At 70.9% G+C, this 21,682-nt stretch carries 23 protein-coding genes; 17 read left to right on the top strand and 6 right to left on the bottom strand.

The features are described 5' to 3' along the window. Window positions 1–36: 36 nt before the first annotated feature. Window positions 37–1,110 carry a hypothetical protein gene (locus MFF54_RS12865; protein ID WP_238303300.1) on the bottom strand — a complete coding sequence of 358 codons (1,074 nt, stop codon included), beginning with the start codon at window positions 1,108–1,110 and terminating at the stop codon, window positions 37–39. Between the two features lie 410 nt (window positions 1,111–1,520). Here MFF54_RS12865 and MFF54_RS12870 point away from each other — a divergent pair, with 410 nt between their 5' ends. The 6 genes from MFF54_RS12870 to MFF54_RS12895 all read left to right on the top strand — a co-directional run bounded on the left by MFF54_RS12870 (window position 1,521) and on the right by MFF54_RS12895 (window position 6,385). Continuing rightward, window positions 1,521–2,384 carry a LuxR C-terminal-related transcriptional regulator gene (locus MFF54_RS12870; protein ID WP_238303301.1) on the top strand — a complete coding sequence of 288 codons (864 nt, stop codon included), beginning with the start codon at window positions 1,521–1,523 and terminating at the stop codon, window positions 2,382–2,384. Next, window positions 2,381–3,862: a right-handed parallel beta-helix repeat-containing protein gene (locus MFF54_RS12875; RefSeq protein ID WP_238303302.1), complete on the top strand. Its 1,482-nt coding sequence runs from the start codon at window positions 2,381–2,383 to the stop codon at window positions 3,860–3,862. The genes MFF54_RS12870 and MFF54_RS12875 overlap by 4 nt, the downstream gene beginning before the upstream one ends. Window positions 3,863–4,037: 175 nt before the next feature. Then, window positions 4,038–4,559: a ComEA family DNA-binding protein gene (locus MFF54_RS12880; protein ID WP_238303303.1), complete on the top strand. Its 522-nt coding sequence runs from the start codon at window positions 4,038–4,040 to the stop codon at window positions 4,557–4,559. Between the two features lie 111 nt (window positions 4,560–4,670). Beyond that, on the top strand, window positions 4,671–4,886 hold the full coding sequence (locus tag MFF54_RS12885) for a hypothetical protein (protein ID WP_066921812.1): 216 nt from the start codon (window positions 4,671–4,673) through the stop codon (window positions 4,884–4,886). After that, a complete protein-coding gene (locus tag MFF54_RS12890) occupies window positions 4,883–5,377 on the top strand; it encodes a DUF3016 domain-containing protein (protein WP_238303304.1) in 495 nt (164 codons plus the stop codon). The genes MFF54_RS12885 and MFF54_RS12890 overlap by 4 nt, the downstream gene beginning before the upstream one ends. Window positions 5,378–5,479: 102 nt before the next feature. Continuing rightward, window positions 5,480–6,385, top strand: a complete 906-nt coding sequence (locus MFF54_RS12895; RefSeq protein WP_238303305.1) for a cell envelope integrity EipB family protein — start codon at window positions 5,480–5,482, stop codon at window positions 6,383–6,385. Between the two features lie 59 nt (window positions 6,386–6,444). Here the strand turns inward: MFF54_RS12895 and MFF54_RS12900 are convergent, their stop codons facing one another. Beyond that, on the bottom strand, window positions 6,445–6,738 hold the full coding sequence (locus MFF54_RS12900; RefSeq protein WP_238303307.1) for a DUF3572 family protein: 294 nt from the start codon (window positions 6,736–6,738) through the stop codon (window positions 6,445–6,447). A gap of 82 nt (window positions 6,739–6,820) precedes the next feature. On the opposite strand from MFF54_RS12900, the gene MFF54_RS12905 reads away from it, so the two are divergent. Continuing rightward, window positions 6,821–7,195: a response regulator gene (locus MFF54_RS12905; protein WP_066927051.1), complete on the top strand. Its 375-nt coding sequence runs from the start codon at window positions 6,821–6,823 to the stop codon at window positions 7,193–7,195. 54 nt (window positions 7,196–7,249) lie between these two features. After that, the gene (locus MFF54_RS12910; protein ID WP_238303309.1) at window positions 7,250–8,623 is read left to right on the top strand and encodes a PleD family two-component system response regulator; all 1,374 of its coding nucleotides are present in this window, start codon (window positions 7,250–7,252) and stop codon (window positions 8,621–8,623) included. A 5-nt stretch (window positions 8,624–8,628) separates the two neighbouring features. Here MFF54_RS12910 and MFF54_RS12915 read toward each other — a convergent pair whose 3' ends face one another. After that, on the bottom strand, window positions 8,629–8,979 hold the full coding sequence (locus MFF54_RS12915) for a hypothetical protein (RefSeq protein ID WP_238303311.1): 351 nt from the start codon (window positions 8,977–8,979) through the stop codon (window positions 8,629–8,631). A gap of 200 nt (window positions 8,980–9,179) precedes the next feature. Here MFF54_RS12915 and MFF54_RS12920 point away from each other — a divergent pair, with 200 nt between their 5' ends. The 3 genes from MFF54_RS12920 to MFF54_RS12930 all read left to right on the top strand — a co-directional run bounded on the left by MFF54_RS12920 (window position 9,180) and on the right by MFF54_RS12930 (window position 12,487). Next, window positions 9,180–10,142, top strand: a complete 963-nt coding sequence (locus MFF54_RS12920; RefSeq protein ID WP_238303313.1) for an acetyl-CoA carboxylase carboxyltransferase subunit alpha — start codon at window positions 9,180–9,182, stop codon at window positions 10,140–10,142. Next, window positions 10,139–10,879, top strand: a complete 741-nt coding sequence (locus MFF54_RS12925) for a DUF1796 family putative cysteine peptidase (protein WP_238303315.1) — start codon at window positions 10,139–10,141, stop codon at window positions 10,877–10,879. Before MFF54_RS12920 ends, MFF54_RS12925 begins: the two co-directional genes overlap by 4 nt. Window positions 10,880–11,014: 135 nt before the next feature. Beyond that, complete coding sequence (locus MFF54_RS12930) at window positions 11,015–12,487, top strand: L,D-transpeptidase family protein (protein ID WP_238303317.1); 1,473 nt, start codon at window positions 11,015–11,017, stop codon at window positions 12,485–12,487. A gap of 43 nt (window positions 12,488–12,530) precedes the next feature. Here the strand turns inward: MFF54_RS12930 and MFF54_RS12935 are convergent, their stop codons facing one another. Next, on the bottom strand, window positions 12,531–12,704 hold the full coding sequence (locus tag MFF54_RS12935; protein WP_238303319.1) for a YqaE/Pmp3 family membrane protein: 174 nt from the start codon (window positions 12,702–12,704) through the stop codon (window positions 12,531–12,533). Between the two features lie 182 nt (window positions 12,705–12,886). On the opposite strand from MFF54_RS12935, the gene MFF54_RS12940 reads away from it, so the two are divergent. Both MFF54_RS12940 and MFF54_RS12945 read left to right on the top strand, forming a co-directional pair. Further along, window positions 12,887–14,167 carry a multidrug effflux MFS transporter gene (locus tag MFF54_RS12940; RefSeq protein ID WP_370880149.1) on the top strand — a complete coding sequence of 427 codons (1,281 nt, stop codon included), beginning with the start codon at window positions 12,887–12,889 and terminating at the stop codon, window positions 14,165–14,167. A gap of 74 nt (window positions 14,168–14,241) precedes the next feature. Continuing rightward, window positions 14,242–14,742, top strand: a complete 501-nt coding sequence (locus MFF54_RS12945; protein ID WP_238303321.1) for a DoxX family protein — start codon at window positions 14,242–14,244, stop codon at window positions 14,740–14,742. On the opposite strand, the gene MFF54_RS12950 is transcribed toward MFF54_RS12945, so the two are convergent. After that, entirely contained in the window at window positions 14,739–16,160 is a 1,422-nt protein-coding gene (locus MFF54_RS12950; protein WP_238303322.1) for an MFS transporter, read from the bottom strand. The genes MFF54_RS12945 and MFF54_RS12950 overlap by 4 nt on opposite strands. Before the next feature lie 251 nt (window positions 16,161–16,411). Between MFF54_RS12950 and MFF54_RS12955 the strand changes: the two genes are divergently transcribed. The 3 genes from MFF54_RS12955 (at window position 16,412) to panE (ending at window position 20,017) form a co-directional block, all read left to right on the top strand. After that, window positions 16,412–17,320 (top strand): DUF3313 domain-containing protein, encoded by a 909-nt coding sequence (locus tag MFF54_RS12955; protein ID WP_238303324.1) that lies wholly within the window; start codon window positions 16,412–16,414, stop codon window positions 17,318–17,320. A gap of 190 nt (window positions 17,321–17,510) precedes the next feature. After that, complete coding sequence (gene guaB / locus MFF54_RS12960; protein ID WP_238303326.1) at window positions 17,511–19,004, top strand: IMP dehydrogenase; 1,494 nt, start codon at window positions 17,511–17,513, stop codon at window positions 19,002–19,004. Between the two features lie 77 nt (window positions 19,005–19,081). Further along, the gene (gene panE, locus MFF54_RS12965) at window positions 19,082–20,017 is read left to right on the top strand and encodes a 2-dehydropantoate 2-reductase (protein ID WP_238303334.1); all 936 of its coding nucleotides are present in this window, start codon (window positions 19,082–19,084) and stop codon (window positions 20,015–20,017) included. A gap of 3 nt (window positions 20,018–20,020) precedes the next feature. Here the strand turns inward: panE and MFF54_RS12970 are convergent, their stop codons facing one another. Further along, entirely contained in the window at window positions 20,021–20,191 is a 171-nt protein-coding gene (locus tag MFF54_RS12970) for a hypothetical protein (RefSeq protein ID WP_238303328.1), read from the bottom strand. Window positions 20,192–20,329: 138 nt separating this feature from the next. Here MFF54_RS12970 and MFF54_RS12975 point away from each other — a divergent pair, with 138 nt between their 5' ends. Next, window positions 20,330–21,628, top strand: a complete 1,299-nt coding sequence (locus MFF54_RS12975; protein WP_238303335.1) for an RsmB/NOP family class I SAM-dependent RNA methyltransferase — start codon at window positions 20,330–20,332, stop codon at window positions 21,626–21,628. Window positions 21,629–21,682: the final 54 nt, after the last annotated feature.

The raw sequence follows: 21,682 nt of genomic DNA on the forward strand, positions 1-21,682 counted from the left end.
GGACGATGCTGGAGCAGGAACAGGAATTGGTGGGGCTTACGCGTCGGGTTCGATGAGCCCGCCGCCGGGAAGGCGCAACTCCAGGTCGCCGGGTGGAGCCGGTGCGCGCGTCGCGCCGGCCTTGGTCCGGCCGGGTCGGTCCGCACGCGGGGCGGGGTCGTTCCGCACGGGCGCGTGCCCACGCGCCCGATTGCCGGCCTTTCGGCCGGATGCCTTCTGGTCGGATGCCTTCTGATCGGATCCCGTCCGCCGCGGATCTTGCAGGATGGGCGGGGCGCTCGTCGGAGCCTCCTCGGCCGGCGAGAGGCGCAGGCTGAAGAGGGCCCAGTCGACGAGCAGCGGCGCGGCCACAGGCTCCGATCCCGGGGCGGCCGTTTCACGGGGCGGGGTCGTCTGAGCCGTCTCGGCGAGGCGCGCGCGTGCCTCGTCCCGCTCTCGCGCCGCTTGGGCGAGCGCGGCCTCGACGTCCGCGCGCGACTCGCGCGCCCACGCTTCCGCCTCGGCGAGCTGTCGGGCGAGTTGCTCCGACCGCCCGCGGCCCTCCGCGGCCTGCGCGTCGGCCTCCGCCGCCTGTCGCTGAGCCGCGGCGAGCCCGGCCCGCGCCGTCTCGAGATCGTGCGCCAGGACGTTGCCCTTCGCCCCGGCGGCCGCCTCCGCCTCGGCCGCCGCTGCGCGGAGCCCCTCGATCTCCCGCGCATGCGCCGCACGGAGCGCTCCGACATCCTGCGCATGCGCGGCCCGGGCCGCCTCGACCTCCTGGCGCGCGCGGGCGAGGTCGAAGGTCAGCCCTTCCTCCCGCGCCTCGGCGAGCTCGGTTGCCGGCGCACGCGCCAGGGACGTGACGGATACCGGCCGATCGCCGGGCGCCGCGGATCCGGATGGACGCACAGGCAGGACGGTGGTGAGCGTGACGGCGAGCGCCACGGCGAGCGCGCCGCCGACCCCGTAGGAGAGAAGCCGGGATGCGCCGGCGCCCGGAGCGGTTCTGATCAGGTGGGCCTGCTCGCGCCGGAACTCCGCGACCCAGTCGCGCGTATCGGCCGCGGCTGCGACGGCAGATGTCCCCGGGTTCGAGCGGGCAAAGCTTCTGCGCGTGCGTTCGTCGAGCATGTCGGGACCCGTCTGAACTACATTCAGTCGATCCGACTCTACAGGCCGACTGGATTTCGACAGGCCCGCTGCGGGACTACTCCGAACGGCATGGATGACGCCTGACCATCCGCGCCAAACGGCTCAGAACGGCCGAAGCCTACCCCATTCGGGCAGTACGGTCGCGCGAACCTGCCGAAAACCAGCGCAACCAGAGAATCGCATTGGCATCAAGAGTGCCTTTGTGAGCAGATGTGGCGCTCATCAGTCTCGCAACGGTGAATGCCCAGACGCTTTGTCAGTCACCAAAGGGGAGGAGTCTTATCTTTTGTTGTTTGCAGCGACGTCTGCCCTCATACATAGTCGTTGATGAAGCGTATTAGACAATACGCTTTGTCGCCAGGGGCGAGCCCCATCGAGAGGGTTGCGATATGAACTGTCTCGTCACGAGTGAACGGATTGAGGAAGCCATCCCACTTGTGGATGCGGTCGGCGTAGCGATCGTCGGAGACACGGCACTCTTCCGCGAGGGATTGCGCCACATCTTTGCCGGATCGCCATTCGACGTCGTGGCGGCCGCCGATCGTCTGGACGACGTCGAGCCGGCCGCACTCGCGAGCGAGGCCCTCGTCATCCTTCTGTCGATCGACCCGGAACGGCAGCAGGATCTGGAGCGGATCACGGAGGCGCGGGCGCGCTGTCCGGAGGCCGCGATCGTCTGTCTCTGCACGGGCTGCGGCGAGACCCAGGTTCTGCCGATGCTCGAGTCCGGCGTCGCCGCGATCCTGCTGCGCACGGTGGCGGCCGAGACCCTGGTCCAGACCCTCGAACTGGCGCTGCTGGGACAGAGGGTCGTGCCCCACCTCTCGATTCCGACCCTTCGCGAGACGGCTCCCCGCGAGCAGGCCCCGGCCTCATCCGAGGACGAGGGCGCATTCCCTGAAGGACCGGAGCGGCCGGACCCCGGCGACACGTTCCGGCCGAGCGCCCGGGAGATCAAGATCATCGCCTGCTTGGTGAAGGGCGAGTCGAACCGCGTGATCGCGGACCGCCTCGCGATTGCCGAGGGGCGGGTCAAGGGTCACGTCAAGGCGATCCTTCGCAAGATCCAGGTTAAGAACCGGACCCAGGCAGCGATCTGGGGCATGAAGCACCTCGTCGGAACCGAGATGCCGGCAACCGCAGACGGGCGCTTCGATCCGTCCGTTGAGGCGGCCGGCGAGGACTTGGACGAGGGCGCGCTGCCGGCAACGCCGCGCCCGGCTTGGCGCGCCGAGCCTGTTCACCTCCGGTGAGGCGAGGCTCAGCCGCGCGCGCGGCCTACCGCACGGCCTTCCTCGCCGTGGTGCTCGCTTCGCTCTGGGGCCCCGCGCCGGCAGCCGGCGCTCGGGCGGAGCCGTCCGGCCCGGCCGATTGTCCGGCCGGTGCCGTGCGGGTTGCGCCGGGCGGGTCGATCCAGAGCGCGGCCCTGCGCGCCGGTGTGGGGGGCACGATCTGTCTCGCGGCCGGCCTCTACCGGATGCAGGAGGTGGCGCCGCTCGCCGGGCAGAGCTTCCTCGGCGAGCCCGGCACGATTCTCAACGGGGCCCGGATCCTCACCGGCTTCGAGCGCGCCGGAGCCTACTGGCAGCTCTCGGGCATCCGGCTGCGACCCGCCGCTGCCGGCCCCGGGCAGTGCCGCTCCGGCACCCTCTGCCTGCAGCCCCTCGCGCTGTTCCTCGACGGTGAGCCGCTGCGCCGGGTCGCATCGCGGGCCGAGCTCGGCCCGGGGCGCTACCTCGTCGAGGTCTCCGCGGGGCGCGTCACCATCGCCGACGACCCGAAGGGGCGGACGATCGAGGGGGCCAGCGCCCGCTTCGCCTTCCGCGGACAGGTGTCGAACGTGCGCATCCGCGGCCTCGTCATCGAGAAGTACGATTCCCCCGTCCAGGAAGGCGCCATCGAGGCGACCGGGCCGGGCTGGCGCGTCGAGGCGACGGAGCTGCGCCACAATTCCGGTGCGGGCATCGGCATCGTCTCGAACAGCGTGGTGCGCGACTGCGCGATCCACCACAACGGCCAGCTCGGCGCGACGGCGGGCGGCACAGACATCCTGTTCGAGAACAACCGCATCTACGCCAACAACACCGCCGGTTTCGACTCGGCCTGGGAGGCTGGCGGCCTGAAGATCACGGACAGTCGCTCCGTCGTCCTCCGGGGCAACCGCGTCGATCGCAACGGCGGCCCCGGCCTGTGGTGCGATATCGACTGCCGCGACGTGCTGATCGAGGATAACCATGCCGAGGACAATGTCGGGCCCGGCATCTTCTACGAGATCTCCTACGCCGCCGTGATCCGCCGCAACACCCTGCGCCGCAACGGCGACCCGCGCGCGACGTGGTTCTGGGACGCGGACATCCAGATCGCAGCCTCCGAGGAGGTCGAGGTCAGCGACAACGACATCACCGTGCGGCCGGACGGTCACGCCGTGGTCCTCGTCGATCAGGCTCGGGAGCGCGCGCAGGGCGGCCTCTACAGGACCGCGCAGAACCGGGTCCACGACAACCGCTTCGTTTTCCTGGGCGCCGGCAGCGCCGGCGGCGTCTCGGACGCCGAGCCCGAATCGCCGAACTTCAGGGTGATTCAGACCGGGCGCAACAGCTTCGACCGGAACCTCTACGCCTATCCCGCCGCCACGCCGCCTCGGTTCATCTGGGGCCACGACATCATCGATTTCGCGCGTTTCCGAGCCGCAGGCCAGGAGCAGGCCGGGACGATGAAGGCCGAGCCATAGACGGCGTGCGGGCAGGCAGCGGCCCCGATCAACCGTCCCCGGCCCGAACAATCCACAAGATCGTGACGGCGTCGACAGTGGATTTGCGCCCGCACCAACCGTTTCCGACCTTTCGGAAACTTGCCTCTCCTTCCCGGACGATGAGAGAAACCATGGCAGCGAGGGGGAAAGCGCCATGCTCAGCGGCTCGGCTATCGTGCGCGTGTCCGTGCTGCTCGTCGCCGCGGGCCTTCTGGCCGCGCTGACGCAGTTCCTGTGGCTTCAGGGACCGGGCGATTCCAGCGCCGAGGTCCCGGCGGTGTCGGCGCCTCCGCAGGAGCGCGCATCCGAGCCGGAGCCGCCCCGCCCGGCGCCCGTGCCGCCCGAGGTCACGGCGCGGGCGGCGCAGCCGGCGCCGGCTCCCGGGGAGCCGGCCCGGCCGCCCGTCCCGAACGCCGAGCCGGTTCCGGCACCGCTCCCGACGCCCGCGCCTGATCCGACCGAGCAGGCGGAGGAGCGCGCGGAGCCGCGGGCCGTGACGCTCGTCGACCTCAACACCGCCACCGTGGCCCAGCTGAACGGCCTGAAGGGCGGCGGCAATATCGGGCGCGCGATCATCCAGAAGCGGCCCTACACCTCTGTCGACCAGCTGCTCAGCAAGCGGGTGCTGAGCCGGACCACCTACGAGCGGATCAAGGATCAGGTAACCGTGCAGTGAGCGTGCGACACCGCGGCGGCTCGGTCACGCGCTCCGTCTGGCGTACGCCGCCTGCCCCGCCTATGCTCCCCTTCCTTCGGCCGTCGGGGCCACCAGTCAGGGTTATTGCGGATGCTGACGCACACCGGGAGCACGATCCTGAGATCCGATCTCGGCGTCGAGGAGACGACGGAGAGCGACAACATCGTCCGCTGGGACGGGGAGCGCCTCTACGTCGAGCAAGACGTCTACCACAACGGGCAGCTCGTTCACCGGAAGTACCGCCGCACCGTCACCGAGCCGGTGGCGCGCGCATTGCTGGCGGTGATCACCCGCTCGCAGCAATGAGGCCGCGCGGCGCGGCGGCAGCTCTTCTGGCGGCCGCGCTCGCCGCGGGACCGGCCGCCGCGCAGCAGGTCACGGTGCGCTACGTCGCGCCCGAGCGGTTCACCGATGCAGAGAACCGCTACGGCTCGGGCCAGACCCTGCGGACGACCCTTGCCGAGATGACCCGGATCTTCGAAGAGGCCGGCGCCCGGCGCCTCCTTCCGGGCGACGACCTCGCGGTCACCGTGCTCGACATCGACCTCGCCGGGTTCGAGCGGCCGAGCTTCAGCGCGCCCCAAGGCGTGCGCGTGGTGACCGACGCGGGACCGCCGCGCATCCGCCTCGCCTACAGGCTGCGCCGGGGCGGGCGGGCGGCGGCTCAGGGGGAGGAGACGCTCACGGACATCAACTTCCTGCTGACGGCCAACGCGCGCTTCGCCACCGGGGGATTGTACTACGAGCGGGTCCTCGTGCGGGACTGGTTCGCCCGGCGCTTCTCCGGGCAGGGCTGAGGGTGTGAAGGATCGAGCTTCGGACCCGATCCGGAATCTCCGCGCATTGCCCGGCTTTGCCGCGCCACCTATCTGCCCTGCATGGTCACCGGAGGATCCTGCATGCGATCGCGCCCCGCTCTCGCTCTCATTCTCGTCGGCGGGATCGCCCAGATCGGGATCGCCGAGATGAGCGCCGTCCGGGCCGCGCCGGCCCCCGCGCCGGCTACGGAGGCTCCGGCGAGGCCGGCCGCGGCGCCGGTGGTGCTGGCCAACCACCGCGCCGTCTACGACCTGTCGCTCGGCTCGAGCGGCGGCACGCGCGCAGTCGACAGCGCCCGCGGCCGCATCGCCCTCGAGTTCAAGGGCGATGCCTGCCAGGGCTACACCATGCAGACCCGGCAGGTGACCGTGCTCGAGTCCGCCGAGACCGGGAGCCGTACCTCGGACCTGCGCAACACAACCTTCGAGGGCGGGGACGGCCACGAATTCCGCTTCCGGACGGCGAGCGCGACCAACGGCACGTCGAGCCCGACCGTCGACGGCAACGCGACCAGCGAGGGCGACGCCTTCAAGGTGCGGCTGAAGGAGCCCAAGCGCGACCAGTTCGGCGAGGCTGGTCCGGTCCTGTTTCCGAGCCTGCACATGCGCCGCCTGATCGAGGCGGCCCGAACCGGCGAGACCACGCTCGCCGCCAAGGTGTTCGACGGCTCGGATGACGGCCGCAAGGTCTACGACACGCTGGCCGTCATCGGCCGGCCGAGCACCGGACCGACCCAGGCCGCGGGCTCCGAGCGCGACAGGCCGCTGCGCGAGGGCGCGCTGGCCTCGGTGCAGCGCTGGCCGGTGACGCTGAGCTATTTCACGCAAGGGAAGGGCGAGCGCACGCCGATCTACACGCTGAGCTTCGACCTCTACGACAACGGGGTCAGCGGTGCGCTCAAGCTCGATTACGGTGATTTTGCCATCGTGGGCGACCTGACGCGGCTGGACCTCGACAAGGGGCCCGACAAGCCCTGCCGCCCTTGATACCGGAGGGCGCCCCTGTTCCTCGGGGGCGCTCCCCGAGCTCAGGAGACGCCCGGTGGTCAGGGCGCCTCGAAATCCGGCGGCCTGCGGCGCCTCCAGGCTGCGGCAATTCGCTCCGGAGGGCATTCCAGCGCACGTGCGCAGGCGATCAGAACCGGCTCATCCGCCATCACATGGTCCAGAACCGCGTCGAGAATTGCCGGATCCTCGCGCGCCCGGCGCAACGCGTCGGGCGTCAGGCCGGTGGCGTTCAGGAAGGGGAGCAGGCGATCGGGATCCTGGACCATCCACAGCAGAACATCGAGCGCCAACGAATCCGTGGCTTCATCCTCTTGAAGGGATTTGCGTTTCATCAACATGTAAACCCTAGAATGGATTCCGACAGGGTGACGGCCCGTTAACGACAAGCGTCGCGCGCACCGGGATGAACGCCTCATGAAGAAAACGGTGCTGATCGTCGAGGACAACGAGCTCAATATGAAGCTCTTCAACGACCTCCTCGAGGCGCAGGGCTACGCGACGCTCAAGACCGCGCACGGCATCGAGGCGATCGAGCTGGCGCGCGCGCATCACCCCGATCTCATCCTCATGGACATCCAGCTGCCCGAGGTATCCGGCCTCGAAGTCACCAAGTGGCTGAAGGAGGACGACGATCTCAAGCACATTCCTGTGATCGCCATCACGGCTTTCGCCATGAAGGGCGACGAGGAGAGGATCCGCGAGGGCGGCTGTGAGGCATATTTGTCCAAGCCGATCTCGGTCGCGAAGTTTTTGGCAACGGTTCGGACTTATCTTGAGGCGAAATCCTGACGCCTGACCCGGTGCATCCGCGCGGGCGGCGTCTCCGGTCGCCCGCGAGGAAAGATGTCGGCGCGAGTCCTGATCGTCGATGATCTGTTTCCGAACGTGAAGCTTCTCGAAACGAAGCTCGCGCTCGAGTATTTCAACACCGTATCGGCCATGAACGGACCGGACGCCATCGCGATCTGCGAGCGGGGCCTCTGCGACGTCGTGCTCCTCGACGTGATGATGCCCGGCATGGACGGGTTCGAGGTCTGCCGATACCTCAAGAGCAACCCCGTCACCGCGCATCTGCCGGTGATCATGGTCACCGCCCTCGACCAGCCCGCCGATCGGCTGAGAGGCCTGGAGGCGGGGGCGGACGACTTCCTGACCAAGCCCGTGGACGACGTCGCCCTGTTCGCCCGGGTGCGCAGCCTCGTGCGCCTGAAGGCGGTAACCGACGAACTGCTCGGCCGCGCGCTCGCTTCCCGAGAGGCCGGCCTCGGCGATCCGCTGGCGCGCGCCGCCGCCGAGACAGGACTTGATGCGGAGATTCTCCTGGTCGAGGACCGGGCCGGCGCGGCCGACCGGATGGCGGCGGCGCTCGGCCAGCACCATCGGGTGCGCATCGAGCCCGATGCTCAGCGCGCCCTGATGCGCGCCGCGGAGGGGACCTTCGACTGCATCCTGGTCAGCCTCGACCTCGAGGGGTCGGACGGCCTGCGCCTGTGCAGCCAACTCCGCTCGCTCGAACGGACCCGTAACGTCCCGCTGATAATGCTGGGCGAGGCGCACGAGCGTGAGCGCATCGTGCGCGGGCTCGATTTCGGCGTGCACGACTACCTGCTGCGGCCGATCGACCGGAACGAGCTGACCGCGCGAGTGCGCACCCAGGTCCGGCGCAAGCGCTTCTCCGAAGTGCTGCGCGGCGCCGTCCAGGCCTCGCTGCAACTTGCGGTGACCGACGGCCTGACGGGGCTGCACAATCGGCGCTACCTCGACAGCCATCTCGGCGCACTCTTCGCCGAAGCGAGTTTGCGCCAGCGCCCGGTCGCCGCGCTGATCCTCGACATCGACCGGTTCAAGACGATCAACGACACCTACGGGCACGAGGCCGGCGACGAGGTGTTGCGCACCTTCGCCGAGCGGGTCCGGCTGCATACCCGCACCGTCGACATCGTGGCCCGTTACGGCGGCGAGGAGGTGGTGATCATCTTGCCGGATGTGGGCCTCGCCGAGGCGCAGGTGATCGCCGAGCGCATCCGCGCCCGGATCGAGGCGCTGCCCTTCGCGGTCCAGCGCGCGACCCGTTGCGTACCGGTCACGGTCTCGATCGGCGTCGCGGCCCGGCAGGGGGAAGACGCTGCGGCGGGCGACATGATGAAGCGCGCCGACCTCGCGCTCTACCGCGCCAAGAAGTGCGGCCGGAACCGCGTCGAGGCCGAGGCCGCCTGAGCGGCTCAGTCCAGCGGCGCCTGCGCGGGATCGGCCAGACCCGGCACGTCGTCGCGCGGTGCGGCGGAGGCGTCGCGGCGGCGCGCGGCCTGACCGGCGCAGCCATCGCAGATGCTGCGAGTCGCGCGGCGGACGCGAGCGTCCATCTTCCGCTGCATCGCTTCCATCTTGGCCTCGGCGGCGCGGGCCGATTCGGCCGCCTGCGGGCTGAGATAGAAGTCGCGCCGCCGCGGGCCGGCTTCCAGGCGCTCGATCTGCTCCAGCGTCGCCGGTGCGGGGGGCTTGGGCGCCTGCGCGGCCGCCGGGCCAACTAGGGTCAGGAGAGCGGCGAGGGCAGGGAGCGGGCGCAGAATCATGGTCCGAGGCAAGCACGGCAATCGCGGCCTCAGGATGGCGGCGCCCACCGCCGTGCCGACTTCCGACCTTCGTCCCGCATGCGCGTGCCGCCTCCCGCGCGGTTGACACGCCCTCCCGCATCGCCAACACCACGCCCCGCCCGGCGGCGCTTCCGCGCGCCCGCAGGCTCTCGAACGACGCGCAGGACATTTGTGAACCGATGGCGGTGACGCGCTCCTATCTCGATTTCGAGAAGCCCGTGGCGGAACTCGAGGCCAAGCTCGAGGAGCTGAAGGCGGTCGGTGCCCGCGACGGCGCCGTCTCGATCAGCGAGGAGGTCGGCCGCCTGGAAGCCAAGGCCGCCCAGGCGCTCGCCGAGATCTACGCTACCCTCACCCCCTGGCAGAAGACGCAGGTCGCCCGCCATCCGCAGCGGCCGCATTTCGTCGATTACTGCGCCGGACTGATCGACGAGTTCACCCCGATGGCCGGCGACCGCAGCTTCGGCGAGGACGCCGCGGTGGTCGGCGGTTTCGGGCGCTTCCGCGGCCGGCCGGTCTGCGTGATCGGCCAGGAGAAGGGCGCGACCACCGAGGCGCGCCTGCGGCACAATTTCGGCATGGCCCGGCCCGAGGGCTACCGCAAGGCGGTGCGGCTGATGGAGCTCGCCGACCGTTTCGGCCTGCCCGTTCTGGCCTTCGTCGATACCGCGGGCGCCTTCCCGGGTATCGACGCGGAGGAGCGCGGCCAGGCCGAGGCCATCGCCCGCTCGACCGAGGCCTGCCTGTCGCTCGGCGTGCCGAACGTCGCGCTCGTCATCGGCGAGGGCGGCTCGGGCGGCGCCATCGCGCTCGCCACCGCCAACCGGGTCCTGATGCTGGAGCACGCGATCTACGGCGTGATCTCGCCGGAGGGCGCCGCCTCGATCCTCTGGCGCGACCAGGGCCGGGCGCACGACGCCGCCACCGCCATGAAGATCACCGCGCAGGACCTGCTGCGCCTCGGCGTCATCGACGGCATCGTGCCCGAGGCGACTGGCGGTGCCCACCGCGACCGCGACGGCGCCGTGGCGGCGGCGGGCGCCGCCCTCGACGAGGCGCTCAAGAGCTTCGAGGGTCTCGGCCGCGACGAGATCCGCGACCGGCGGGCGCAGAAGTTCCTCGAGATCGGCCGGCGGCTGTGAGACGGGACGGGGAGGGCCGAGCCGGCCTTCTCGGCATCCTGCGGCGACGGCTCGGCCTGCATCGCCCCGACCGGCGCGAGCCCGGGGCCTTCAACCACGTCTCGCTGGGCAGCAACTGCCAGATGGCGCATGCCCTCAAGACGCTCGGCCTGCGCGCGTGGTCGGGCCCGTTCGACTGGGTCTTCACGCTCCCGCCAATGGTGCGCGACTGCCTCGCCGACGATTTCCGGGCGCTCACCGACCGGGCCCAGCTGGAGACGATCCCGCTGCCTGAGCGCGAGGCACCCGGCATCACCCGCGGCCGCCACCGGCTCTACCGGGAGCGCTACGGGCTGGACTGCATCTTCAACCACCACGACCCGGCGGCGGACGACGCGGATTTCTCCTTTCTGCAGGCGGGCGTCCGGCGCCTGCGGGCCGCGCGGGCTATGCCGAGCGCCCGCAACCGCTACTGGCTGATGAGCCACCTGCACGTCGCACCGGCCGATGCGGCCGCCCTCTGCGACGTGCTGTCGGGCGATCCCGCCCGCAGCCACCTCACGGTGATCCAGCTCATGCCCGGGGCGACCTCCGCCCGGGTGGCCGAGCGCACCGAGCCGCGTCCCGATCTCCTCCACATCACGCTGGAGATACCCTCCGCACCGGTGGGCCTGCGCCTCGCCGACCCGGTCGACGATGCGCGCCTCCTCGATCTGATTCGCGCCGAGGCGGCGTGCAGTCCCGCACATCTCGGCTGAGTCTTCTCCGTGGAGTGTGGCCTGCGCGTCATTGCGGTAACGGAGGGTCAAGTTTAATCGATCTACGAGTTTGGGGAGTGACGCCCGACGCTGGCCGAACGTGCTCGCGGGCGGAGTATCGAGACGAGGTTCCCCATGGCTGTGCGCCCGCTCGCGGCTGCTGGTCTCATCGCCCTCACGCTCGGCCTCGGCGCCTGCCAGGACGGCCTGATCAACGGCGCCTCCACGCGGCACCTGACCCCGGTCCCGGCCCAGACCCTGTCGCTGATGCAGACCAAGGGGATGAGCCAGTCCGATCCAATCCTGATCCGCGCCTACAAGAAGGAATCGGAGCTGGAGGTCTGGAAGCGCGACGGCACAGGCCAGTACGCCCTGCTCAAGACTTTTCCGATCTGCCGCTGGTCGGGCCAGCTCGGTCCCAAGACCAAGCAGGGCGACCGGCAGGCGCCCGAGGGGTTCTACACGATCACCCCGGGCCAGATGAACCCAAACTCCTCCTACTATCTCTCCTTCGATACCGGCTACCCGAACGCCTTCGATCGCGCGAACGGGAGGACCGGCAACTACATCATGGTGCACGGCACCTGCTCGTCGGCAGGCTGCTTCGCGATGACCGACGCCTCGATGGGTGAGATCTACGCCATCGCCCGCGAGGCCTTCGCGGGCGGCCAGCGCGCCTTCCAGTTCCAGTCCTACCCGTTCCGGATGACGGCCCAGAACATGGCCAAGTTCCGCAACGACCCGAACGCGCCGTTCTGGAGCAATCTGAAGGAGGGCTCGGACTATTTCGAGGCCCTGCGCCAGGAGCCGAAGGTCGGCCTGTGCGGTAGCAAGTACGTGTTCGGGGGAGCCGATGCGGCCGCAGGCTCGTGCACGCCGCGGGTCGACCCGCAGGTGGCCGAGAAGCGGGCCCGCGACGACCAGCAGATCGCCGAGCTGGTGGCCAAGGGCACGCCCGCCACCCGCGTCGTCTACCAGGACGGCGGTCAGAATCCGGTGTTCCGAGCCCAGAACGTCACCGCCTTCGCGAGCCTCGGCTCGAAGGAGGAGGAGCTCCCCTACAGCGCCAAGGAGTTCGGGCGGCATCATCTCGGCGAGGTGAGCCGCCCCGAGACGCTGGCGGCCGGCCCCGAAGAGATCGCGGTCGAGCCGAAGGCCGCACCCGCGAGCGGGCTGAAGGGCCGGACGCAGCTCGCCGCCGCGCCGATTCCGACGAAGGCCGCCGCGGCGGCCCTGGCCACCGGCGCCAAACCGGCTGCGACGCCGGCCGCGGCTCCGCTGATGCTGGCCAAGCAGGGCGGGCCGGAGGCTGAGGTCGTCAAGCCCGCCCGCGTCACGGTCGCGGACGCGGAGGGCGACGTCTCGGCCTTCCAGAAGGTGTTCGGCGGCCTCTCCCGCAAGGAAGCGCCCGCGCCGGAGCCCGCGACCCCCGCCACCGACGCTGCGACTGCCGAGCCCGCCAAGCAGGTCCACACCGCCCGCGCCCGTATCCAGGCTCATCTGGCGAAGCCGCCGACCGCGACAGGCGCGATCGCCGAGAAAAAGGCGCCCGCCGCGAAGGTCGCCGAGGCGAAGAAGCCGGCAGTGAAGGCAGAGACGGCCCGTTGAGGCGCCGCCGCCACTCCCTCCCCGCGACGAGCTGTCCGCCCGCTCAGACCAGCGGGCGCTCGCGGTTCATCAGCCAGAGCGCGTGGACGGTGCCGGGCAGCCAGCCCAGGATCCACAGCACGATGTTGAGCAGGAACTGCAGGCCGAAGCCGGTGGTCAGCAGCACGGCGACGGGCGGCAGGAAGATCGCGAGGAGGATGCGGACGAGGCTGGACATCGGTCTCTCCAGAGGATTGCGCTCGCGCGCCCAACGAAGCTGAGCCTTCTCCGTTCCGGCCCTATGGGCGTCGGCAAGCCAGTGCTGTGCCGCGGACATGCGCACCGTCACACCGCCGCCGCGTTGTCGGGGGACGGGGAGCCCGGGAGGGGGCTCTCCCGCAGCTCCGTTCCGAGGCATCCGTGACCGCACCGATCCGGCCGAACCCGCCCGAGGGCGCGCGCGCCAGCGTCGCCATTCCCGTGCCTTGGGCCGGTCCGGGCTTCGCCGAGTTCGTCGCCATCGTCGCCCTGATGATGGCGGTGACCGCGATCTCGATCGACAACCTGCTCCCGGCCTTCCCAGCGATCCAGGCGCGCTTCGCCGTCGGCGACGCGAATCACCTCCAACTCCTCGTCTACGTCTACATGATCGGCTTCGGGGTGGCACAGATCGTCTACGGGCCGGTTTCCGACGCCCTCGGACGCCGGCCGGTCCTGCTCGCCGGGCTCGCGATCTACGCGGCGGGCACGGTGCTGGCGATGGTTGCACCCTCGTTCGGCTGGCTGCTCGCCGCCCGCATCATCCAGGGCGTCGGCGCGGCGAGCGGGCGCGTGCTCTCGACCGCGATCGTGCGCGACCGCTTCGCCGGCCGCGAGATGGCGAGCGTGATGTCGCTCATCATGATGGTGTTCCTGATCGTGCCGATGATTGCGCCTGCCGTCGGCGGGATGATGCTGGCGCTCGGCTCCTGGGTCTGGGTGTTCGTCTCGATGCTGGTGCTGGCCGCGATCTGCACGCTCTGGTTCACGTGGCGCATGCCGGAGACGCTGCATCCGGACTACCGCCGCCCGCTCTCGCTCGGCGCCACCGCGCAGGCCGTCCTGACGACGCTCCGCTGCCGGGTGGCCGTCGGCTACGCCACGGCGCTCGGCCTGCTCACCGGCTGCATCATGGGCTATGTCGGCTCGTCCCAGCAGATCTTCGACACCGGGCTCTACCATCTCGGCACCCTGTTCCCGCTGGCCTTCGGCGCGGTGGCGGGCGCGATGGGTGCGGCGACCCTGGTCAACGCCCGGGTGGTGCGGCTCCTCGGCATGCGCCCGCTCTCGCATGCGGGCCTCTCGGCCTTCGTCGTGGTGGGACTCGCGCAGGTCGGCGTCGGCCTCGCCTATGGCGGCCACCCGCCCCTCGCCCTATTCCTCGGCGTGCTGGCGGTGAATCAGTTCCTGATCAGCTTCGCCATGCCGAACTTCAACGCGCTGGCGCTGGAGCCGCTGGGGGCCATCGCCGGCACCGCCTCTTCTTTCCTCGGCTTCTACACCACGATCCTCGGTGCCCTGTGCGGCTTCCTGATCGGGCAGGCCTTCGACGGCACGGTGCTACCGATCGGCGTCGGCTACGCGACGCTCGGCGCCCTCGCGCTCCTCGTCGTGGCCTGGACCGAGCACGGTCGCCTGTTCCGCGGCGGCGTCTCCGGTTGACGGCGCCACGCCCTTAACCCGGCCTATACGCGCCGGCCCCAAGGCTCTCCGGGCCTGCCCGAAGGAGCCATCCCGTGATCGCCAGAGCCCCGGACGCCATCAGCCTCGCCGCACGCCTTCTGCTGGCTGCGGCCCTTCTGCCAACGGGAATCGCCCGGGCCCTCAATGTGTCGGGCTTCGCGGTGACGCTGGCCGGGGCGGGCGTGCCGGCCCCGAACGCGGTTGCGACCGCGATGGTGGTGGTGCAGGTCTTCGGACCGCTGGCGCTGATCCTCGGCGTGCTGCCGCGACTGACCGGCCTCGCGCTCGCACTCTTCGCGGCCGGCATGGCGGTCGTGCTGCACCCGTTCTGGCAGTTCGGCGGCGCGGCCGCGGTCGCCGAGCGCACGCTGCTGCTGGCCGATCTCGGTCTGGCGGGCGGCTTCCTGTTCTATGCCCTCCAGGGCCCCGGTGCCTGGAGCTGGCAGGGTTTTCGCGCGGGCGGGAAGGCGGCGGCCAAGAAGGCGCCCGCCCGCAAGCCCGCTAACAGCAACGGCCCGAAGCGCGGCGGCCGGCCCGCGCGCGCCGCGGCCTAGTTCCGCCCGGGCGCTCCGGCCGGTGCAGCAACCGCCGCGCGCCGGCCGGAGATCTCCGCGCCCGCTTCCGGGCTCAGACGGCGGAAGGCGAACACCGAGGCACCCGAGATCAGCGCCACCACCAGGAAGGCCGGTCCGAAATCCTCCGCCCGGATCTCCGCGCGCCCGTGCCAGGCGGCCGCGCCCTCCAGCGCGAGGGCGCCCAGCGTCACGCCGAGGCTCAGCGAGAGCTGCTGCGCGACGCTCGCCAGACTCGTGCCCGCGCTCATCTCCCGCTGCTCCAGATCGGCGTAGGCGATCGCGTTGATGCAGGTGAATTGCAGCGAGCGCAGGCATCCGCCGAAGAAAAGCAGGCCGACGATCAGCGCGTGCGGGGTGTGGGCGGTGAACAGACCGTTCACCGCCAGGAAGGCCGCCGCCAGCACCGCGTTCGTCACCATCACGGCACGGAACCCGAATGTGCGCAGGATCCGAGGGCCGACCGTCTTCACCAGCATCGCGCCTGCAGCGGCCGCGAAGGTGATCAGGCCCGATTGCAGCGCGTCGAGGCCGAAGCCGATCTGCAGCATCAGCGGCAGCAGGAAGGGGATCGCCCCGGTGCCGATGCGGAACAGCGAGCCGCCCGTCACAGCGGCCCGGAAGGTCGGGTATCCGAGCAGTTCCAGTCGCAGCACCGGGTGCGCAACCCGACGGGAATGGCCGATGTATAGGCCGAGGAGGGCCGCGCCCCCGCCGAGGCAGCCCCAGGTGAGCCAAGCCGGCAGCAGGTGACGTCCGAGCGAGGCGAGGCCGAGCATCAGGCCGGCCAGTCCCGGCCCGAGCAGCAGGAAGCCCGCGACGTCGAGCGGCGGCCGCTCCGCCTCGCGCAGGTCCTCGAAGTAGATGCTCGCCAGCACGATGCCGGCGATCCCGATCGGGATGTTGATCAGGAAGATCCAGCGCCAGTCGAGCCAAGTGGTGATCAGGCCGCCGAGCGGCGGCCCCAGGATCGGGCCGATCAGCGCGGGAATCGTCAGGTAGGCGAGCGCGGTGACGAGTTCCGATTTCGGGACGCTGCGCAGGATCACGAGGCGCCCGACCGGTACCATCATGGCGCCGCCGAGGCCTTGGAGGAAGCGCGCCGCTACGAAGCCCACAAGCCCGTCGGCAGCCGCGCAGGCGAGCGAGCCCGCCATGAACACGCCGAGTGCCGCGCGGAACACGGTGCGTACCCCGAACCGGTCGGCCATCCAGCCGCTCACGGGGATGAAGATCGCGAGGCTGACCAGATAGGCGGTCAGCGCGAGCTTCAGGGCGATGGGATCCTCGCCAAGGCTCGCGGCGATCGTCGGCAGGGCCGTGGCGATGACGGTCGCGTCCGTGTTCTCCATGAACAGGGCGGTGGCGACGACGAGGGGAACGATCCGGGTCGGGGACATCGGTCTCCACAAGCGTTTTGGTGAACACCCGGTTGCATGCGCAGCGTGCCTGCGTGGAATGTGACCGATCGCACAAGCGATCCACCCGATTCCGTGGCGGATCGGCCACGGATTGTTTCCGAACGCGGCACGTGCCCGGCCCAGCCCTTCCGGGCCAAGGCCATCGGCCCTAAGCTCAGCCATAGTGTTTGCGGCCCCCCGCGCCCGTACGGGCCGCGGGATGCGGGTCCGTTCCTCGAGAAAGTGACCGGATGATCACGAGGCCGAAGACGCCCCGATCGCTATCGCCCCGATCCCTGCCGCGCCTCGCCGCGGCCTCCGCCCTGATGCTCTCGGTCGCCGCCTGCGGCACCGTGCTCCTCAACGACAACGGCTCGCTCACGCGCTACGACCTCCTGCGCGCGAGCACCGAGGCGTCGACCACGGCCAGGCTCTACGCCGATCAGGCCGCGCTCGCCCGCACCCGCACGGTGCGCATCATCCCGACGAGCTTCCCGGCCAATACTGCGGGCGCCGCCGGGCTCAACGAGGTCGAGCGTCGGGTCGTAGCCAACAACGCCGACCGGGCGCTCTGCTACGAGCTGTCCCTGAAATACGACGTCGTCTCGACCCGCGACGCCGACCTCACGGTGCGCGCGCAGGTGACCCGCGTGGAGCCGACGAACCTCGTCGGCGCCGGCTCGACCATCGGCCTCTCGGCCGCGGTCACGGTTGCCTCGCAGGTCGGCGTCGGCTTCGCGGAGGGTATCGGCCGCGTTCCGATTCCGCGGGTGCCGATCGGGCTCGGCAGTCTGACCGTCGAGGCCGAGGCGCTCGACCGCCGCCGCCAGCAGCGGGTCGCGATGGTCTGGGGCGGCGCCTCGAACTCCTTCACCAGCCAACCGCGCTTCTCGCCGGCCAGTGATGCCTACGACCTCGCGGGCGATTTCGGCCAGGATCTCGGCTACCTCATCGCCACCGGCCAGGACCCCTTCAAGGCGCCGCTCTCGATCCCGACCTGGGACCGCGTGCGCATCACGACGCTGGGCGAGGCGCCGCTCGACCCGGATTGCGAGGCCTTCGGCCGGGCCCCCGGCGTCAACGGCATCGCGGGCGATTATATCGGCCTGCCGCCGGACTGGACCGACAAGGGACCGGCCAACGGGCTCCCGGCGCGCTGAGGCGCTGGCGTTCCGTGACCTGCTGCGCGCCGCCATGCGGCCCGCGCAGGCGGGCCCGGCGTGAATAAGCTGTTGCGGCGGGGTTTCGCCGCCTTGGCGGGGCCGGTTCCCCCGTGATATCGGCCCGTGCCAACCCAATCACGCCGGTGGCCCTGGATCAGGCGCCGCGCACCTGCAGGGAAGTTGGCACATGGCCCCCATCCGCGCCGCCTCGATCATCGAGGGCCTGACCTTCGACGACGTCCTCCTGCGGCCCGCGGCGTCCTCGGTGATGCCGACCGAGGTCAATGTCGGCTCCCGCCTTACCCGCACGATCAAGCTCAACCTGCCGATCCTCTCCTCGGCGATGGATACCGTCACCGAGGCGCCGATGGCCATCGCCATGGCGCAGCTCGGCGGGCTCGGCGTGATCCACCGCAACCTGGAGCCGCCGGAGCAGGCCGAGCAGGTCCGTCTCGTCAAGAAGTACGAGTCGGGCATGGTCCTGAACCCGATCACCATCCATCCGGACGCGAGCCTCGCCGAGGCGTTCGAGGTGATGAAGCAGAATCGCATCTCCGGCATCCCGGTGGTGGAGCGGGGCCCCAACGGCTCGCGCGGCAAGCTCGTCGGAATCCTGACCAACCGCGACGTGCGCTTCGCCACGAATGCCAGCCAGCCGGTGGCCGAACTGATGACCCGCGACCGGCTGATCACCGTGCGCGAGGGCGTGACCCAGGACGAGGCCAAGCGCCTGCTGCACCAGTTCCGCATCGAGAAGCTGCTCGTCGTTGACGACCACTACCGCTGCATCGGTCTGATCACGGTGAAGGACATCGAGAAGCAGGTCGCCTACCCGACCGCCGTGAAGGATGAGCACGGCCGCCTGCGTGTGGCCGCCGCCACCACCACGGGCGACGGCGGCTTCGAGCGAGCCGAGCGCCTGATCGACGCCGGCTGTGACGTCATCGTGGTCGACACGGCCCACGGCCACTCGATCAAGGTGCTCGACGCCGTGCGCCGGGTGAAGCAGCTCTCCAACGCCGTTCAGGTGGTGGCGGGCAACGTCGCGACGCGGGACGGCGCTCAGGCCCTGATCGATGCCGGCGCGGACGCCATCAAGGTCGGCATCGGGCCGGGCTCGATCTGCACCACCCGCATCGTCGCGGGCGTCGGCGTACCCCAGCTCACCGCCCTGATGGAGGCCGTCGAAGCGGCCTACGAGGCCGACGTGCCGGTGATCGCCGACGGCGGCATCAAGTACTCGGGCGACCTCGCCAAGGCGATCGCGGCCGGCGCCTCGGTGGCAATGCTCGGCTCGCTCCTCGCGGGCACCGACGAGGCCCCAGGCGACGTGTTCCTGTACCAGGGCCGCTCCTACAAGAGCTACCGCGGCATGGGCTCGGTCGGCGCGATGGCCCGCGGCTCGGCCGACCGCTACTTCCAGGCCGAGGTCAGCGACACCCACAAGCTCGTGCCGGAGGGCATCGAGGGGCAGGTGCCCTACAAGGGCCCGGTCGGCGCAGTGCTGCACCAGCTCGCCGGGGGCTTGCGCGCCGCGATGGGCTATGTGGGCGCCGCCACGATCCCCGAGTTCCAGGAGCGCGCGCAGTTCATCCGCATCACCAATGCGGGCCTGCGCGAGAGCCACGTCCACGACGTCACCATCACCCGCGAGAGCCCGAACTACCCGTCCCGGACCTGATTGGCGCCGAGGCTCGAGTTGCATCCCGGCCTTCCCACGCGCATGGAGGCCGGGACGTGACGGCAGGGAGTTGGGCGATGCGCGTGCTGGTGGTGGGGGCCGGGGCAACCGGCGGCTATTACGGGGCGCGGCTCGCCGAGATCAAACGCGACGTGACCTTCCTGGTTCGTCCGGGTCGTGCGGAGATCCTGGCGGCGCGCGGGCTGAACCTGAAGAGCCCGCTCGGCGACCTGCACCTGCCCGCGCCGCGGACCGTCACGGCGGACCGATTGGGAGAGGAGGTCTTCGACCTCGTCGTCCTCTCCTGCAAGGCCTACGACCTCGACGCGGCGCTCCGGGACATGGCGCCCGCGGTGACCGAGGGCACGCTCGTCCTGCCGATCCTCAATGGCATGGCCCATCTCGACGCGCTCGACGCCGCCTTCGGGCCGGCGCGCGTGCTCGGCGGCTCCTGCGCCATCATCTCGACGGTCGGCCCGGATGGTGAGATCCGCCACATGAGCGAGCTCTGCACGATCACCTACGGCGAGCGCGACGGCGGGCGCTCGGACCGGGTGCAGGCGATCGACGCGCTGATGCAGGGCGCGAAGTTCCAGGCCCGGTTGAGCGACAAGATCTTGCTGGAGATGTGGGAGAAGTGGGTCTTCCTGACAACGCTTGCGGGCGCCACGACCCTGATGCGGGCAGCCCTGGGCGACATCCTCGCGGCGCCCGGCGGGCAGGCGCTGATCGAGGGGCTCCACGACGAGTGCCTTGCGACGGCCGCCGCCGCCGGCTACGCGCCCCGCGACAAGGTCGCGGCGCAGGCCCGGGCGACGCTGACGGCCGAGGGCTCGCCGATGACGGCCTCGATGCTGCGCGACATCCTGGGCGGCGGCCGCATCGAGGCCGACCACGTCGTCGGCGACCTGATCGCGCGGGCACGCGCAACGCACGTCGCGCACCCGCTCCTCGGGATCGTCTATACGGGGCTCAAGGCCTATGAGACGCGCCGGGCCCGTGAGGCCCGCTAGCGCTCAGTAGCGCGGGCCGCGGGGCGGCGGGCCGCCGTACTCGAGCTGCGTCTTGGCATCGACGCGCGGCGGCGGCGGGCTGAGCTCGGGACCCGGCGCCGCGGGCGCCTGCGAGCAGGCGGCGAGCGCTGCGGCGACGAGCGCCGCCAGGAAGAGACGGGGGAGGGGGGACATCGGGCTCTCCGGCCTTCGTTGAAGCGAGAGGCGTTGTCGGCTTCGATCGGGCCGTAAGCTCGGCCGTATCATGGCCGCGCGGCGCGCGAAGCGTGGCCGTTTCACGGCAGCGTGAATAGAAGATGACAGGAGACCGACCTGACCCCCTCTGCCCGCTGCTCAGCCGCCATCGAGGTTCTGGCCGACATCGCCGCGCGCCGACGCCCGGCCGCCGATGCCCTCAAGGATTGGGGCCTCGCCCACCGCTTCGCCGGCTCAGGTGACCGTGCCGCGATCGCGAGCCTCGTCTACGATGCCCTGCGCCGCCGTGCCGCCGCCGCCTGGATCATGCAGGACGAGACGCCGCGGGCCGTGCTGCTCGGCGCGCTCCGCCTGCAGCAGGGGCTCGCCGCGCCGTCGATCGCTCAGCTCTTCAGCGGCGAGCGCTTCGCCCCCGAACCTCTGAGCGTCGAGGAGCGCGCGCGGCTCGATCAGGGCACCTTGGCGGAGGCGCCGCCCCATGTGGCGGGCGACGTGCCCGAGTGGGTGCTGCCGGAGTTGGAGAGCCTGCTCGGCGACGATCTCCTGCCCGAGCTGAAGGCGCTCGCGCGCCGGGCGCCCCTCGACATCCGCCTGAACGCGCTCCGGCAGGACCGCGCCGCCGCTCTGCCCGCGCTCGCGCATCTGCGGGCTGAGCCGACCCCCTTCGCGCCGCAGGGCCTGCGCATCCCGATCGGCGCGGACGGGCGCGGGCCGGCGCTGCACGTCGAGCCGGAATTCCTGGAGGGCTGGTACGAGATCCAAGACGAGGGCTCGCAGCTCGCCGCGCTTCTGTGCGAGGCGCAGGCGGGCGAGACGGTGGTCGATCTCTGCGCGGGCGGCGGCGGCAAGACGCTTGCGCTGGCCAGCCAGACCCGCAACGGCGCCCGGCTGATCGCCAGCGACGACGACCCGCGCCGCCTCGCGCCGATCCACGAACGCCTGCGCCGCTCGGGGGCCGAGGCCGAGGTCCGCACGCCCCGGACAGGCCGGGCCCGCGCCGACGTTCTCACCGATCTCGACGGCACGGTGGACCGCGTGGTGGTTGACGCGCCCTGCACCGGCGCCGGGACGTGGCGGCGCAATCCCGACGCCAAATGGCGCCTGCGCCCGGGCAGCCTCGCCACCCGCATCGCCGAGCAGGCGGTGGTGCTCGACCGGGCGGCACGCCTCGTGCGGCCGGGCGGTCGCATCACCTACATCACCTGCTCGCTCCTGCCGCAGGAGAATGATGGGGCACTCGACGCCTTCCTGGGCCGCACCGCGGGATTCGGCGTGGTGCCGGCGCGGGACGTGGTGGCGCGGGTGCGTCCCGATCTGGCGGACGCCGTGCGCTTCACCCACCACGGTCTTCAGATGAGTCCCGCCCGCACCGGGACAGACGGGTTCTACGTGGCGACGCTTGAGCGGCGGGGCTGAGACGTCTGGCGGGGTTGAGGCCCCGCTACTCCCACTCGATCGTGCCGGGCGGCT

Source organism: Methylobacterium gregans (genome assembly GCF_022179245.1).
Classification (GTDB): Bacteria; Pseudomonadota; Alphaproteobacteria; order Rhizobiales; family Beijerinckiaceae; genus Methylobacterium; species Methylobacterium gregans.